This window comes from Gymnodinialimonas phycosphaerae (assembly GCF_019195455.1).
GTDB lineage: Bacteria > Pseudomonadota > Alphaproteobacteria > Rhodobacterales > Rhodobacteraceae > Gymnodinialimonas > Gymnodinialimonas phycosphaerae.
The window spans coordinates 3,076,801-3,092,315 of sequence record NZ_JAIMBW010000001.1; the positions used below are offsets into that span (position 1 = coordinate 3,076,801).

Sequence of the window (15,515 nt, forward strand, 5' to 3'; positions counted from 1 at the left end):
TCCGATGCACGCCCATTCCGCCATTTCCGCGATAACGCCGGAACATTTTGCCATCTGGCTTGGCATTTTTGACCAGGTGCTTCTGGACGTCTTGCCACCGGATACCGCCGCCGCGTGGTCACGCACGGCCCATCGCATCTGGCGCGGGCTGTCCCTTGGCCTTGCTGCCACCCGCGTGCGGATGGGTGGCGTCCCCGATCTGCACCTTTAGCGCGCTTGCCATGGGCAAAACACGCCCCTAAACGATCCTATCACACGGCTCGGAAGGGGACCTCACATGACCAATACAATCGTCAACAGCTGGAACGAATGGGACCCGCTGCGCCATGTCATCGTGGGCCGCGCGGATGATTGCCACATCCCTCCGGCAGAGCCTGCGTTGGACGCCAAGGTGCCGGAAGATAGCGACATGCGCGGCCAATGGGGCAAGCGCCCGCAAGACACCATCGACCGCGCGAATGAGTTGCTGGACACCTTCGCGCGTCAGCTGGAAGCCCGGGGCATCCGCGTGGACCGGCCCACCTCCATCGACCATTCGAAGCCCGCCACCACCCCCGATTTTCACACCGACAGCCAGTTCGGCTGCATGCCGCCCCGTGACGTGCTGCTGACCGTCGGTTCAGAAATTCTTGAGGCGACGATGTCCTATCGCTGCCGCTGGTTCGAATACCTTAACTACCGCCCCCTGCTGCAAAAATACTGGGAGGAAGACCCCAACTTCCGGCACGAGGCCGCGCCCAAGCCACGCTTGACTGACGCCGATTACCACCCCGATTATCTGAACGAGAAAATCGGCGATGCCCAGCGCCTGAAATGGGCCGAGGAAAAGCACTTCGTCACCACCGAGGAAGAACCCCTGTTCGATGCCGCCGACGTCCTCCGGTTTGGCCGCGACCTCGTGGTGCAGCACGGCTTCACCACCAACCTCAAGGGGATCGAATGGCTGCGCCGCCACTTCCCCGATCACCGCGTGCACACCGTGAACTTTCCCGGCGATCCCTACCCGATCCACATCGACGCCACCTTCACGCCGCTCCGCCCCGGCCTGATCCTCAACAACCCGCAACGCCGCCTGCCCGCAGATCAACGCGCGATGTATGAGAAGAACGGCTGGGAAATCGTCGACGCCGCCCAACCGGCCCACAACGCGCCCCCGCCGCTGTGCTATTCCTCTACCTGGCTCAGCATGAATGTCCTCGTCCTCGACCCCAAAACCGTCTGTGTCGAGGCGTCTGAACACTACCAGATGGAACAAATGGACAAGCTGGGGATGAACGTCATCCCCGTTGACCTCCGCGACGCCTACGCCTTTGGCGGCGGGCTTCATTGCTGCACGGCCGATGTGTACCGCGAAGGGACGTGCGAGGATTACTTCCCGGTGCAGTGATCCCGCAGGGCCCAACCCGCACCAATCGTGTCTTGCTTGGATCCAGGCACCACCGCATAGTCGCGCGATCTGTCATATTCGAGGGAAGGACCAATGGTGTAAATCGTCCAAGTCCTCGGCATTGCCGCCATCACTCTCGGGACAGGTGCCGCCACCATGACAGTGATGAACGAGGATATTCCCGATTTCCAGGTGCCCGAGGGCGACTGGATCGCAGGCCGCGCGCTGGACGGGATGACCTTCGACATCCTCGGCACCGATCTGGCCAGCGGTGCCGTTCTGGAAGATGAACTGGTTTTCCGCGACGGCACGTTCATGTCTGTCGATTGTCAGAATTACTGCGATTTCGGCTGGTCCGACTACCTGACCAAAGAGATCGACAGCGTCATCCACTTCACCGCCACAACCCTCTGCCCCGACGCCCCCCATACGGTCGTCTTCTATGGCCGTGTCGACGGCACGGATATCGTCGTCGACGGTACGTGGACCACCCGGCGCTGGTACTGGACCAACCAGATCGAGATCACGGCCACCGGCACCGCCGTTTCGCCCGAAACACCAACCATTTCCGATTAAGCCCCAGTTGACCGCCCGCATCAAACGCTTTCCGGCAAAACTCATCCTGCGCTTCATCGTCCTGATTGGCGTGATCGCGCTGGCCACTTGGGGTGCGCACCTGATCCGTGACGCGCTGAACCTCCAGATCCGCCCCGACAATGAACAACAGGTGCATCGCTTCGTCATGCTGGCGGCTGGTGCCTATGTCGTCCTGCTGGCGATCCCCTTCGTGCCAGGGGCAGAGATCGGCGTTGCGATGCTGACCGCCTTCGGCCCGGCCATCGCGCCGCTGGTCTATATCTGCACCGTGGCGGCGATGATGCTGGCCTTCTGCATCGGTCGATATCTGCCGCCCGAAACGCTGGCGCGGCTGCTTTCGTTTCTACGGATGCGGCGGGCTGCGGATCTGGTGGCGCGCGCGGCAGAGCTGCCCCCGGAAGACCGCCTCGCCCTGTTCCAGGGCGAGCAACCCGGCGCCGCACGCAGGCTTGGCCTGCGTTATCGCTACGTGGCCCTCGCGCTTGCGGTCAACACGCCCGGCAATTCGATCATCGGCGGCGGTGGTGGCATCATGATGATGGCAGGCCTCAGCGGCATCTTCTCACCGCTCACAACCTTTCTGACAGTGGCGCTGGCGGTTTCGCCGGTGCCCTTGGCGGTTATATTTCTTGGCCTGCGCCTCTGAATCGGCCCGCCCTCACACCCCTGTGCTATTCCTCCACCTGGCCCAGCATGAACGTGCTGCTCCCCATCGATTTCCGCGATGCCTACACCTTTGGCCGCGACCTGCATTGCTGCACTGCGGATGTGTATCGCGACGGCGTGTGGGCGGATTGTTTTCCTGTGAGGCAATTGCAAGGCGGAACCGGATCGCAGGCGTCCGGGTTGGTCTATTGATCCAGCGTCGCATCGCTGTCCGCCACAGAGAAAAGGCCAACCCCTTGTTCTTCGACGCAATCGTGCCAGAAATCATCGCGCGCGCCCTGATCCTCGGCGCATCTGGCCTTGTCTGGGTCATCGTCGTCGTCCGCCTGATCGGGCTGCGCACGTTCTCCAAGATGACGGCGTTCGACTTTGTCGCAACAGTCGCCACGGGCTCGCTCCTGGCTGGTGCGGCTCAGGCCAGCACGTGGCCCACATTCTTTCAGGCGAACCTTTCGATCCTCGTTATTCTGGGCGTGCAATTCGTCGTCGCCTATCTTCGACGAGCCTCCCACACATCGCTCGCATTCTTGCAAAACACGCCCATCGTCCTGATGCGCGACGGCGTGATCGGTGAAGATGCCCTGACGCGCACGCGCGTGTCCCGAGGTGATCTGATTGCCAAGCTGCGCGAAGCCAATGTGCTGCGCGCGTCAACGGTGCGCGCCGTGGTGCTGGAGACGACGGGCGATATCTCGGTCCTGCATGGCGATACGCTTGAGCCCTAGCTGATCGAGGGGCTGCGCGGGGGCAACAGGTCCGCCACCTAACGGTCATCGCATCTTTACAACCTCCCGCCCCGTCCGCTCAATCCCTGCGAAACAGGGCAGAGGATCATGACCCGCACCACCCTCATCATCGCCGCCCTCGCGGGCGTGCCACTTATCGCGGGCGTCCTCTGGGCCTGAGGCCAGCCGTGGATCTGCACCTGCGGCGCGATCCGGCTTTGGGTGGGGTCGATCTGGCACAGCGGCAATTCGCAACACATTGCCGATTGGTGCACGCTGTCGCATATCCTGCACGGCGTCCTTATCGCCCTGATCGGTCGCCTTGCGCTGCCGAAACTGGGCTTCAACGTGCTCTTCGCCATCGCCATTCTCACCGGCATCGGGTAGGAGATCATCGAACATACCAACTGGGTCCTCGGCCAGTTTCGCGCCACGACGGTGAACCAGGGCTACACCGGCGACTCGGTCCTGAACGCCGTGGCCGATTATATCTGGATGATGGGGGGCTTCTTCGCCGCCTGGCACCTGCGGGTGCCCGTGACGCTGGCACTGGTCGCCGTGCTGGAGCTTTCCGCCGCCCTGATCGGCCGCGACTCCCTGACGCTCACCACGTTGATGCTGATCCATCCCGTCGACGCCGTCGCGGAGTGGCAGCAGGAACTCAATCCCAACACCCCCTGACGCCCTATTTGAAGAAGCCCAACGCCCGGACCCACGCGAAAAGACCCGCGCCGATCACCAGAAGCGCCAGCGTCACGATGGCAAATGCCCAGGGATTGTCCGCGCCGGGGATACCGCCCACGTTGATCCCCAACAGCCCGGTCAACAGGCCCAACGGCAGGAAAATCGCCGCGACCACGGACAGCAGAAGCGACTGCCGATTCATCCGCTCGGCGCGCTGGTCCATGATCTGGTCATGGACGATCTGCGCGCGGTCTCGGATCGCGTCAAGGTCTTCGCCCAAACGCACCACCCGCTCCACCGCTTCGCGCAGGCGCATCCTGTCATGGGTGCTCAACCAGCCCAGATCCTCGATCTCGAAGGTCGCAAGCGCGTCGCGTTGCGGCAACAGATAGCGCCGCAGAACGATGGCGCTCCGCCGCAGCCCCGCCAGATCCGCACGCGAGACCTCTGCGCCGGGCTCCAGCACGGATTCCTCGGAATCGTCGATCCGCTCGTTGAGCGTGGCAATGTAGGGCTCCGCCGAATCCGCCAGCCGCAAGGCCAGCCGCGCCACGAAATCGCCGACCGACACCGCCGCCGCACCGCGGTCGATGGCCGCCACAAGGTCGCTCACGGCATGAAGCGGGCGCACCCACACGCCGATGATCCGGTCCTTCTCCAGCCACATCCGGACCGAAACCATGTCATCGGGCTCCGCCCCGGGGTTCAGGTTCACACCCCGCAGGTTCAGCACGACACCGTTGCCGTGGACCGAACAGCGCGGTCGCGTCTCTTCCGCGGTAAGTGCCTCGATTACATAGGGATCAAGGCCGCAGGCGGTCAGGCGATCCATGGTTTCCGGGGCATCGCGCCGGAAATGCCGCCATTCAAAGGGCGGGCCGTCCAACGGGCCACTTTCTGCATCCGGCGCAATCGCCGTCGCCGCGCCTGTCCCGTCGAATACGAAGCCGATCGCATCGTCCAACATCACAGATGGCCTTTCCACAGATTGATCTTTGTCCCTGAATGGTCCACCGGCCCGAAGGGCTCCAACGCCAACCCGGTGGCCTTCGCCAAGCCCCCGTCGCTGGTCACGATCCCCACGTGCCAACCCTTGAACCGCTCGGCCAGCGTCGCACCCAGCGCGCCATAAAGCCCGAACAACAGCTTCCGCTCGCCGATCCGCCCGCCATAGGGCGGGTTGACGATCACGATGCCCGGCGTCCCACCCTCGGGCGGCTCCAGATCGGAAATCGCCTGTCGCTCGAACGCGACAACACCCTCAACCCCGGCGCGCGCCGCATTCGCAACCGCGCCCCGGATCGCCCCATCATTGCGGTCAAACCCAAAGAACCGCACGCCCTCATGCGCGCGACCCTCCGTTTCATCTTGCCCAAAAAACTCCCCGCGGAGCGTCCCGCCACCCGCCATCTGCTCGAACACAAAGGATCTTGACCGGCCCGGCACCAGCCCCAATGCCATGTCGGCCGCCTCCAGCACAAAGGTCCCCGAGCCGCACATCGGGTCCACCACGGCTTGTGACCCGTCGAACCCCATCTCGTGCAGGAAACCCGCCGCCATCGTCTCACGCATCGGGGCCTTCCCGACAAATTCCTTGTGGCCGCGCCGGTGCAAGGCCTCTCCGGTGGTATCCACCGAGATCGTGCACAGATCGTCGTCGATGCGCACCTTCACCGAGATCGGGGCGTCTTTGGCCACGGGAATGCCCGCCGCCTCCAACCCGCCGCTGACCCGCTGAACCGCCGCCTTGGTCACGTAGATCTTCGAGCGCCGGCACACCGCCTCCACCCGCACCGGCACGCCCGGCACCAACCACGTCGCCCAAGGCACCTTCCTGGATCGCTTATCCAACTGCGCCAGATGCATCGCCCGAAATTCCGCCACGCGCAGCAACACCCGCACCGCGCAACGGCTGTGGATGTTCACCCGCGCCGCCTCCGCCAATCCGCCGTCCGCTTCGATGCCGCCGGGCACGCGCCGCACGCCGCTCAGGCCCAGCGCCCGCGCCTCGGCCTCCAGCGGGGCCTCCAGCCCCGGCACCGCCACCAGAAAAAGTCCAAGATCATCCATGGAAAGCGTCCTACACCGCATTGCGCGCTTCGGTAAGACAATCCTCGATGACGCGTCCCTCGGGGAGCTTGCCTACCCCGCATGCCCGGCGCATCACTTTACGCATGAGTGATGATACCTTTCCCGCCCTCGACGCAGACCAACTGCACGACCTCGACACCGCCCGCCTTTTCCCGGATCGGGCCGGTGATCCGATCCGCATCCTGATCCTCTATGGGTCCCTACGGGATGTGTCCTATTCCCGTGCGCTGGCGCAGGAATGCGACCGGCTCCTGCGGCGGCTGGGGGCCGAGACGGTGGTCTACAACCCCAAGGGCCTGCCGCAGCCCGACGGCGAACCCGACGCCCACCCCAAGGTGGCCGAGCTGCGCGACGCCGCAAGCTGGTGTGACGGTTTCGTCTGGGTCTCTCCTGAACGACACGGGGCCATGACCGGCATCATGAAAAGCCAGATCGACTGGATCCCCCTGTCGCTGGGCGGTGTCCGCCCGACGCAGGGCAAGACGCTGGCGGTCCTGCAAGTCAACGGCGGGTCGCAAAGCTTCAATACCGTGAACCAGTTGCGCATCCTCGGGCGCTGGATGCGGCTTCTGACGATCCCCAACCAATCTTCGGTCCCGATGGCGTGGGACCAGTTCAAGGACGGGCGCATGAAGCCCTCTCCGCTGTATAATCGCGTCGTTGATGTGATGGAGGAGTTGGTGAAATTCACCCACCTGACGCGCGACAACCGCAGCTACCTGCTGGACCGCTATTCCGAGCGGGTTGAAACCCGCGCAGCGCTCAGCAAGCGCGTGAATACATCGAAGGCGGACTGACCCGGCTTGCAAGCCTCGTGCTCAAAGCACGGCGTTTCAGCGGCAACCGCGACCGCGCGCGCCCCCTTTAGGGAGGAGGAATCGCACCATCCCAGACCGAGGACATGATCCGCATCGCCTCTTCGACGTCTGTCATGACACCGTCGGCGTCCATCAGGTCCACCGCGTCGCGCGCTTCGTCCACGATGTTGCCGCTGACGAAAATGAACAGCTTCGGGTTGCTGATCCGCAGGGCGATGATCAGCTTTGACAGCGGTTCGATCGACTTTTCGCCGCCCGCCGAAAGGCCCACGACAGTTGCGTCGGATTGGCTAAGCTCGTCCACCAATTGGTCGTGGGATTTGTCGATCTTCAGGTCGATCTCCCAGCCTTTCTTGCGGAACAGATCCGCGGCCATCCGCACCCCCAGAACATGGGTTTCCCCGGGGACCGAGGCGAAGACGGCACAGCGTTTGGACTCCGTTTGCGGCCCGTTAAACTGGTACCGCAACGCCCGCATGATCGCGTACATCCGCGAGGTGCCAAGGGCCACGTCGGTGAAGGAGATGCGGCTATCGTTCCACCAATCGCCCAACATCCGCGCGGACCGCGCCAGATACAACAGATAGACCTCTTGGACAGAGGTCCCGTCTGTGCGCAGATCCTGAATGAAGCGCGCACCGGCGTGATCATCCTCAGACAACAACGCGTTGCACAAGGCTTCCAGATCCTCGTCATCGGCGCTTTCGGCGGGCAGGTCGGGGACGTGGGCGGCCATCCGTCGAATGACCTCGCGCGCCAGGATCTCGACCGAGCTTTCAGGCAACCGCGCCTTGAGGGTGCGCAAGCCCAACTGTGATTGCAAATATTGACCGGAATCAAAGCGACCATCGATCTCGTCATAGTCTTGCATGGACAGCCCTCCCAAGCCATCAGCGCGTGGCCGAGGCGCCTGTTCAGCCACCGACGCAAAACCTAGTTCTAGTGCGCCGCCCCTGCCATTCAAGATTGACGGGCGATTCTTATCCCTGAGCCTTCAACATACCAAAAAAACGGGCGTGGGAAGGTGCATCGCCACGGCCCCCAGATCCCGCCCCTCTTGCCGTACCATCGCGCGGCGCGCCCGCGCTCTCGCACCTCGGAAATCACGCGGCAAGGGCCCGCCTCGGCCCCGTCGACCGCCATCAGCACCTTGCCACCCTCGCGTGGGCTTGCTCTAACCGTCCCGCACAACGGAGCTACAGCCATGGTCGATATCGCCACCCGCGTCTGGAACCACAAATGGAAGATCGACCCGATCGTCCGCTCCCTGATCGATACCGATTTCTACAAACTCCTGATGTGCCAGTCGGTGTTCCGCAACAAGCCCGACACCCAGGTCCGCTTTTCGCTGATCAACCGCACCACGCGCATTCCGCTCGCCAACCTGATCGACGAGGGCGAGCTGCGCGAACAGCTTGACCATATCCGCACCCTCCGCCTGACGCGCGGCGAGTCCACCTGGATGCGCGGCAACACCTTCTATGGCAAACGCCAGATGTTCTCCCCCGAATTCATGGATTGGTTCGAGGCCCTGCAACTCCCCCCCTACCATCTGGAACGCGTCGGCGATCAGTATGAACTCACCTTCGAAGGCGCCTGGCCCGAGGTCATGCTCTGGGAAATTCCCGCGCTGTCCGTCCTGATGGAACTGCGCGGTCGCGCCGTCCTCGCCACCATGGGCCGGTTTGAACTGCAAGTCCTCTACGCCCGCGCCATGACCAAACTGTGGGAGAAGATCGAACGCCTCCGCGCGATCCCCGACCTGCGCGTCGCCGATTTCGGCACGCGGCGCCGTCACTCCTTCCTCTGGCAGGATTGGGCCGTCCGCGCGATGCAGGAAGGCTTGGGCGACAGCTTCGCGGGCACCTCCAACTGCCTCATCGCCAAGAACCGCGATCTGGAGGCCATCGGCACCAACGCCCACGAACTCCCCATGGTCTACGCCGCCTTGGCTGAGGATGACGAGGCGCTTTTCCAGGCCCCCTACGACGTGCTGTCCGACTGGCATGATGAGCACTCCGGCAACCTGCGCATCATCCTGCCCGACACCTACGGCACCCAAGGCTTCCTCGACAACGCGCCGGACTGGCTCGCCGGTTGGACAGGCATCCGCATCGACAGCGGCGACCCCGCCACCGCCGCCGAAATCGCGATTGCCTGGTGGAAAAGCCGCGGCGAAGACCCCCGCGAGAAGCTGGTGATTTTCAGCGACGGTCTGGACGTCGACAAGATCGAGACCCTACAGGCCCAGTTTGCAGGCCGCGTCCGCGTGTCCTTCGGCTGGGGCACCCTGCTGACCAACGATTTCCGAGGCCTCGTAGACAACGACGCCCTCGCCCCGTTCAGCTTGGTGTGCAAAGCTGTTTCAGCGAACGGACACCCAACGGTCAAACTGAGCGACAACCCCGAGAAGGCCATGGGGCCTGAAGCCGAGATCGAGCGGTATAAGCGGGTGTTTGGGGTTGGGGAGCAGGAACGGGTGGAGGTGGTGGTTTAGTTATTTTTAAACTAGAATAGGCCATCCTGGCGTGTGTCAAATATCGACCTATTCAAGTGATCTTCTAATCGCTGCTTGAGTTCTTTATTATTGATCTCTGGCGCATAATTTTCATCATTGTAGCTGATCACATTGAGGATCACGCAGTTCTTCCTGCGACCATTTTGCATTCTGTAGGCAGCTTGTCCGATGATCTCATCAATATTTTGAGAATTAATTCTCCCATCATCGAAACGCCGCCAAAACAAAGGATCGTAAATGTGAAAATATGAAATAAGTCCACAGCCATCTCTACCTTTCCAACCCCGCTGACGATCTGCTCGATCCCAATTCGGCGAAGTTACAAAAAGTCTTACTGCTTCAAACGTCCACTTCTCCTCCTCCTCTCGCCTTACTGGAGTCACTCTCCGCTGAAATTCATCCCTGCGGATCGGAAACTCTGGAACATCCTCGAAACCAATCCCTGATACTTGAGCGTTTAGCTCTATACTTTCAAAAAATCGGTTCTTTGCTTCAAACAAATCTGGGAAATCGTCGATCTCGATACCGGTTTCTCGAAGGCTTCTAGTTGGTTGCGATAAGAAATTTCGGCTCAAGGACGTCAAAGCGCCCCCCGCAACGATCTGCGACTCAAATTCACTAGCATCTTCTGTGGTTGTGATTTTTTCGGGGGTATTCTCGAACCAGTCTTCTACGGCAGAGCGCGCATTGTGGCCAAGTTCTTGACCCCACTGTTGAAGTGGTTGTCCAACGACTCCTTCGACGAAACCCTTTCCTAAATCACCAATCGATGCACCGAAAATTGACCCACCGACGAACACTGCTCCAGTAATTACAACTACACCTAAGCGTTGCGCAAACGACCCTGCTTCGGGAGGCAGAACATAGATTCGGTACTGCAGCTGCCCTTCAAATAGGTCTTGGTTGAAGGACTCAACTATTTTCGAAAATTCTAACGCACTCGTAACAAAGGTTTCGATAGCGATAGCGTGCTGCGGCACATCATAAAAAATGGGAAATAAAATTACCGGGCGACCAGCGCTGTCAAACGAAGCAATCTGCATAGATTTTCTCCTTAATTCTGGAGCCTATCTTGTTTTCCTCATTGAGCAAGTCCTTTGCCCGCAAGCGCGTTTCTTGAAGTAGACAGTCACCTCTCGATATTTCAGCTTCTAAACCCACCCCACATCCATCCGCTGATGCAGTACCCGCACCACTGTCACGGCCACCTCATCCTCGCGGAAGAACACCACGTGGCTTCCCGCCAGTGCCCGCCGCAGCTCTGGCGCGATCTCGTCCGCCGAGCGGGAGGCCACCCGTCCACTTGCAACACCGACAATCCGATCCTCGATCTTCGCATCGTATTTGACCGCTTGGTCGTATCCCCATCGCTCTTCGGTGTAATCCCAGATGTCTGCGATGTCCGCCGTGGCATCGGCAGCGTAGTCAATGCGTTTCACTCGGCGGCTTTCAACTTGGCTTCGTATTCCGCACGTCTGCTCTCCCGGAACTCGTCCCAGTTCCACTCAGTCGCAATCCCACTTGCATCCCCCTTCGCAATCTCTGCGCGAAGGCGTTCCAGCTTCGCCTCTTCCTCCTCCAGCAACCGCAACCCCGCCCGGATCACGTCACTAGCCGAGCCGTAGCGGCCTTCTTTCACCTTCTCGTCGATGAACTCTCCGAAGTGATCCCCCAAGGAGACGGATGTATTGCGAGCCATGTTGAAGCCTCCAATTTTCGCTATACCAATAATTGGTACTCTACAGAGAAAATCAACCCTCTCCCACAGCCCCCGCTTCTTCTTTGCCCTCACCCGCTTGCGCTTCATCTGCAACGACACGCGCACCGTCGCAACATCGGTGTCATAGCTGAAAACCCACTCAAAACACGGTTAATCAAACGTAAACAAAACAGATTTTACAAACAAAACAAACGCTTAACCCTCTGCTCAAGCTTGAGCAGCCCCCTTCACTCCTCCCCCACAGACCCCCGCAGCGCCTTCACCTCTCCGCGCTTTTTCTTCTCCGCCACCCGCTTCCGCTTCTGGTTCAAACTCACCCGAGTCTTGACCCGCCGTTTCGGCACCACCGTCGCCGCCTTCACCAGCTCCGCCAGCCGCTGCCGCGCGATCTCCCTGTTCCGGGCCTGGGACCGCTCCTCCGCCACGAACAGCACCAGCGCGCCCTCTTTCGTCCAGCGCCGTCCCGCCAGCCGCCTCAGCCGCGTCTTCACCGGGCCGGGCAGGTTCGGCGACCGCTCCGCCTCGAACCGCAGCTCCACCGCCGTGCTCACCTTGTTCACGTTCTGCCCGCCCGGCCCCCCCGCGCGCACGAAGCTTTCGGTGACTTCCCAATCCTCGATGCTGATTTTGTCGGTGATGCGAAGGGTCATGGCGCCATACAAATGTAAGTAAGGGATCTCTACAGGTTCATTATAGCGAAATCCCAACCAAAAAGGGCTGCCCAAGGTGAGCAGCCCTTTCGAGAAATCAGGAGGTGGGCGCGGTCAGAACCAGCGGCTCACCTGGGTTGGGCTGTTGGCCCTAGGGTTGCCTAAAGGCGTACCCCCCAAGTTGTCCCGACACCATTCTCCAATACCTCTCTAGACACTGGATCACCTCCTTCCGATTTTGTTTCAACTATCGTTAGGTTGGCACACATTTGGTGGATGTCAAAACTTTTTACGCAGGATGTGCCAGAATTTTCCGTGTGAGCAGGCGGAACGGCACCAGTGCGATCAAGGCAAGGGCAAGTTTGACACCCCAATCAGCAAGGGCCAACGACACCCAAAGCGGGGCCTCGGGGCCCATGCCAAGGACCGGAAGCACCTCGTTCGCCCAGGCCACATCGCCGGGCAGGACGCCGGTAAGTGCACCCGAAAAGGCGATGAAGAAGAACAGCGCCGTATCGACGGACGATCCGATTATGCTAGAGATTACAGGTGCTTGCCACCACCCCCCATTGCGCAGGCGATCAAAGATCGCCACGTCCAGCAGCTGCGCGGTCAGGAACGCAATGCCACTGCCAAGCGCGATGCGCAGCGTCACCAGCGGGCCAAATTCGCCCATGATCTGCGTCCCGATGAGCGAGCAGATGACGCCCACGATGAAGCCCGCGAACACAACTTTGCGAGCAACCGACGCGCCATAGACACGGTTCATCACATCGGTGACGAGGAAGGCGAGCGGATAGGTGAAGGCACCCCACGTCAGCCATTGGCCGAACAGGAATTGCACAAGGATGTTCGAGGCCACCACGATGGCCGCCATGGCGAGGACGCCGGGCAGGAGTCTGGTCATTGATATGGTTTCCGTTTTTTCAAGGTAGTCGGAGACTTGGCCCAGAATGAGCAGGCGCTGGCTACGCTCCTTCTGGTCGTCCGTCAACCCAGCACGGCCGCCAAACCACGGGCCACCTTGGGGATATTATCCACCGTCAGCCCCGCCACATTCATCCGCCCGTCCCCCACGACATATATGCCGTGATCCTCGCGCAGGGCCGCCACCTGAGCGGGCGAAGCCCCGATCAAGGAGAACATGCCCTGATGCGCCGCGAAGAACCCAAAGCGGTCCGATCCCGTCTCGGCCCGCAGCGCATCCGCAAGCGCTCGGCGATTCCGGGTCATGCTGTCGCGCATGGCGGTCAGTTCCGCGTCCCACATCTGCCGCAGGTCAGCGTCGTGCAGGATCAGATCCACACACCGCGCCCCGTGGTCCGGCGGAAATGAGAAATTGTTGCGGTTCATCGCGGTCAGATGCCCCTGCGCCGCGGCGCGCGCGCCCTCACTTGTCGCGATCAGGGCGACCCCCGCGCGCTCTCGGTAGAGGCCGAAATTCTTAGAGCAGCTGGCGGCGAGGAACAGTGTCGGCACCTTTTGCGCCAGCAACCGCGTTCCGGCGGCGTCCTCGACCAGCCCGGCGCCGAATCCCTGATAGGCCATGTCCACGAGGGGAATGGCACCTGTCTTCAGGCAAATCGCTGCGACTTCCTCCCAATCGGCAAGGGTCAAATCCGCTCCGGTCGGGTTGTGACAACACCCGTGCAGGACGATCACGTCGCCCGCGCGGGCGTTGCGTAGATCGTCCATCATCCCATCGCGATCCAGGCCGTTGGTGTTTCGGTCAAGGTAGCGATAGCTGCGGCGCGCCAGCCCAAGATGGTCCGTCATCCCCGCATGGATCGGCCAGCTTGGGTCGGAAACCCAGACCTGCGCATCCGGGGTCAACGTTCGCACCAGCTCCAGGATCTGGCGCATGGCGCTGGTGCCCCCCACGGTAGCAATGCCCGCAATGCGCGCCTCTGGCACAGCATCGGCCAGAAGCAGATCGCGCATGCCAGAAATGAACGCCGCGTCGCCGGCAAAGCCCAGGTAGGCCTTCGTGGTCTGCGCCTCCAGGATCCGGCGCTCTGCCTCTTTCACCGCGCCCATGACAGGGGTCACGCCATCCGCGTTACGGTAGAGGCCGACCAGAAGGTCAACCTTGCCGGGCCGCGGATCCGCCGCGAATTGGCCCGTCAGTTGGAAAATCTTGTCCGGCGCGGGGGCGGTGAGGGTTTCGAACATCGGCAAGCCTCAGGGGGTCAGGGAAATCGAGCGGGATCGCGGTCGTAGGCCAGCACTCGCATCCGCTCCTCACGGCTGACGGGCACGAAACCCATCTTCTGATAGAGGCGTAGGGCAGCGGGGTGATCCAGGGTGCAGGTGTTCACCGTCATCTTTTCCACCCCGTCGCGCGCCCAACCGGTCGCAATCGCCGTCTGCACCAGAAGCGGCCCAAGACCCGTGCCGACCGCTTGGGGCACCAGCCCGAAATACGCGAGGTCGCATTCGCCGGGCACCCGCCAATCAAGCATGAAGAACCCGGCGGGCCAGCCGTTCTTGATTGCCGTCCAGATCACCACATCCGGGCTGCGCACAAAGGCTTGCAGGGCGGCGGGGTCTTCCTCGGCCTGATCGAAACGGTCCTGCCACTCGTACTCGCGCCCCACGGCGTCATAGAGCGACAGGAAATACCACACGGGCGGGTCGATCGCCCGGTCCAGGCGGACGTCGCCGGGCAATTGTGCCGGGCCGTACGGGGGTCGCTCGGGCATTTCCAGGTAGGTGATCGTGAAGGGCACTTCCGTCCCCGCAGGGAGAACGCTCATCCCGTTTCGACCTTCAACTGCTCGAACTGCCCCCACTCGGACCACGAGCCGTCGTACAGTGAAACATCCATGTGCCCCAGCCGCGTCAGCCCCAACATCAGGATCGCCGCCGTCACACCGGACCCACAGGTGGTGATGATCCGCTTGTCCATATCCACGCCTCCCGCCTCGAACGCGGCGCGCAGGGCGGCGCCCTCTTTCATCGTACCGTCCGCGTTGAACAGCGTCGCATAATGGACGTTCTTGGAATTCGGGATACGCCCGGAACGCAACTCGGGGCGCGCCTCGGGCTCTTCGCCCCTGAACCGGGCGGGCGACCGGGCGTCAACGATCTGCCAATCCCCGAGTTTGCTTGCAGACGCGACCTGCGTGACATCCTTCACCAAATGGGCCTGGCGTTGCACCGTCATGTGGCGGTCGCGCACGATCGGGGGCATGTCCTCCATGGCGCGCCCTTCGTCCAGCCACTTGGGCAAACCGCCGTCCAGAACCGCGACATCTGTCTTTCCCATCAAACGGAAGTTCCACCAGACCCGCGGGGCCGAGAACATTCCCATGCCATCATAGACCACCACCTGATGCCCATCGCCCACGCCCATCGCCCGCATCCGGGACATGAACTTCTCCACCGGCGCCACCATATGCGGCAATGTCGAGCGCCCATCGGCGATCTCGTCGATATCGAAGAACCGGGCGCCGGGGATGTGGCCCGCAGCATATTCGGCACGGGCATCGCGGCCCATATCGGCCAGATAGTAAGAGGCATCGATGATCCGCAGATCGGGATCGTCCAGATGCGCCGCCAACCACTCGGTCGAGACCAACGTCTTCGGGTCGTCGCCTACAATCACCCCGGCCATGGCACAGTCTCCCGTCACAATTGTTCCGGAAATGCCTACGCCG

The 15,515-nt window shown here is 61.8% G+C and carries 18 protein-coding genes and 2 pseudogenes; 9 read left to right on the plus strand and 11 right to left on the minus strand.

Annotation, left to right across the window (positions count from 1 at the left end):
- The first annotated feature begins 4 nt into the window (after nt 1-4).
- The 7 genes and pseudogenes from KUL25_RS15280 (at nt 5) to KUL25_RS15310 (ending at nt 4,056) form a co-directional block, all read left to right on the plus strand.
- Complete coding sequence (locus tag KUL25_RS15280) at nt 5-211, plus strand: globin family protein (RefSeq protein ID WP_257893714.1); 207 nt, start codon at nt 5-7, stop codon at nt 209-211.
- Between the two features lie 66 nt (nt 212-277).
- Entirely contained in the window at nt 278-1,387 is a 1,110-nt protein-coding gene (locus KUL25_RS15285) for a serine/threonine protein kinase (RefSeq protein WP_257893715.1), read from the plus strand.
- A 156-nt stretch (nt 1,388-1,543) separates the two neighbouring features.
- A complete protein-coding gene (locus KUL25_RS15290) occupies nt 1,544-1,963 on the plus strand; it encodes a hypothetical protein (protein ID WP_257893716.1) in 420 nt (139 codons plus the stop codon).
- A gap of 7 nt (nt 1,964-1,970) precedes the next feature.
- Nucleotides 1,971-2,630, plus strand: coding sequence for a hypothetical protein (locus KUL25_RS15295; protein WP_257893717.1), 660 nt, complete (start codon nt 1,971-1,973; stop codon nt 2,628-2,630).
- Between the two features lie 17 nt (nt 2,631-2,647).
- A pseudogene (locus tag KUL25_RS15300) lies at nt 2,648-2,842 on the plus strand (hypothetical protein); the annotation flags it as partial.
- A gap of 44 nt (nt 2,843-2,886) precedes the next feature.
- A complete protein-coding gene (locus KUL25_RS15305) occupies nt 2,887-3,375 on the plus strand; it encodes a DUF421 domain-containing protein (protein WP_257893718.1) in 489 nt (162 codons plus the stop codon).
- A gap of 192 nt (nt 3,376-3,567) precedes the next feature.
- Nucleotides 3,568-4,056 (plus strand): annotated as a pseudogene (locus tag KUL25_RS15310) (DUF2585 family protein).
- Between the two features lie 4 nt (nt 4,057-4,060).
- Here KUL25_RS15310 and KUL25_RS15315 read toward each other — a convergent pair.
- Both KUL25_RS15315 and KUL25_RS15320 read right to left on the minus strand, forming a co-directional pair.
- On the minus strand, nt 4,061-5,026 hold the full coding sequence (locus KUL25_RS15315) for a zinc transporter ZntB (protein WP_257893719.1): 966 nt from the start codon (nt 5,024-5,026) through the stop codon (nt 4,061-4,063).
- Nucleotides 5,026-6,129, minus strand: a complete 1,104-nt coding sequence (locus KUL25_RS15320; RefSeq protein WP_257893720.1) for a THUMP domain-containing class I SAM-dependent RNA methyltransferase — start codon at nt 6,127-6,129, stop codon at nt 5,026-5,028. Before KUL25_RS15320 ends, KUL25_RS15315 begins: the two co-directional genes overlap by 1 nt.
- A 104-nt stretch (nt 6,130-6,233) precedes the next feature.
- Between KUL25_RS15320 and arsH the strand changes: the two genes are divergently transcribed.
- Nucleotides 6,234-6,947 (plus strand): arsenical resistance protein ArsH, encoded by a 714-nt coding sequence (gene arsH, locus KUL25_RS15325; protein WP_257893721.1) that lies wholly within the window; start codon nt 6,234-6,236, stop codon nt 6,945-6,947.
- Nucleotides 6,948-7,014: 67 nt separating this feature from the next.
- Here arsH and KUL25_RS15330 read toward each other — a convergent pair whose 3' ends face one another.
- On the minus strand, nt 7,015-7,839 hold the full coding sequence (locus tag KUL25_RS15330) for a cobalamin B12-binding domain-containing protein (RefSeq protein ID WP_257893722.1): 825 nt from the start codon (nt 7,837-7,839) through the stop codon (nt 7,015-7,017).
- Nucleotides 7,840-8,172: 333 nt separating this feature from the next.
- Between KUL25_RS15330 and pncB the strand changes: the two genes are divergently transcribed.
- Complete coding sequence (gene pncB / locus KUL25_RS15335) at nt 8,173-9,465, plus strand: nicotinate phosphoribosyltransferase (protein ID WP_257893723.1); 1,293 nt, start codon at nt 8,173-8,175, stop codon at nt 9,463-9,465.
- Between the two features lie 11 nt (nt 9,466-9,476).
- On the opposite strand, the gene KUL25_RS15340 is transcribed toward pncB, so the two are convergent.
- The 8 genes from KUL25_RS15340 to sseA form a co-directional block, all read right to left on the minus strand.
- Nucleotides 9,477-10,529 carry a hypothetical protein gene (locus tag KUL25_RS15340; protein WP_257893724.1) on the minus strand — a complete coding sequence of 351 codons (1,053 nt, stop codon included), beginning with the start codon at nt 10,527-10,529 and terminating at the stop codon, nt 9,477-9,479.
- Between the two features lie 108 nt (nt 10,530-10,637).
- Nucleotides 10,638-10,925 carry a type II toxin-antitoxin system RelE/ParE family toxin gene (locus KUL25_RS15345; protein WP_257893725.1) on the minus strand — a complete coding sequence of 96 codons (288 nt, stop codon included), beginning with the start codon at nt 10,923-10,925 and terminating at the stop codon, nt 10,638-10,640.
- A complete protein-coding gene (locus KUL25_RS15350; RefSeq protein WP_257893726.1) occupies nt 10,922-11,185 on the minus strand; it encodes a type II toxin-antitoxin system ParD family antitoxin in 264 nt (87 codons plus the stop codon). The genes KUL25_RS15345 and KUL25_RS15350 overlap by 4 nt, the downstream gene beginning before the upstream one ends.
- Nucleotides 11,186-11,433: 248 nt before the next feature.
- A complete protein-coding gene (arfB, locus tag KUL25_RS15355; RefSeq protein WP_257893727.1) occupies nt 11,434-11,856 on the minus strand; it encodes an alternative ribosome rescue aminoacyl-tRNA hydrolase ArfB in 423 nt (140 codons plus the stop codon).
- A gap of 289 nt (nt 11,857-12,145) precedes the next feature.
- Nucleotides 12,146-12,763: a queuosine precursor transporter gene (locus tag KUL25_RS15360; RefSeq protein WP_068364893.1), complete on the minus strand. Its 618-nt coding sequence runs from the start codon at nt 12,761-12,763 to the stop codon at nt 12,146-12,148.
- Between the two features lie 83 nt (nt 12,764-12,846).
- Complete coding sequence (locus KUL25_RS15365) at nt 12,847-14,028, minus strand: amino acid aminotransferase (RefSeq protein WP_257893728.1); 1,182 nt, start codon at nt 14,026-14,028, stop codon at nt 12,847-12,849.
- Between the two features lie 17 nt (nt 14,029-14,045).
- Entirely contained in the window at nt 14,046-14,612 is a 567-nt protein-coding gene (locus tag KUL25_RS15370) for a GNAT family N-acetyltransferase (protein ID WP_257893729.1), read from the minus strand.
- Nucleotides 14,609-15,472, minus strand: a complete 864-nt coding sequence (gene sseA, locus KUL25_RS15375) for a 3-mercaptopyruvate sulfurtransferase (protein ID WP_257893730.1) — start codon at nt 15,470-15,472, stop codon at nt 14,609-14,611. Before sseA ends, KUL25_RS15370 begins: the two co-directional genes overlap by 4 nt.
- Nucleotides 15,473-15,515: the final 43 nt, after the last annotated feature.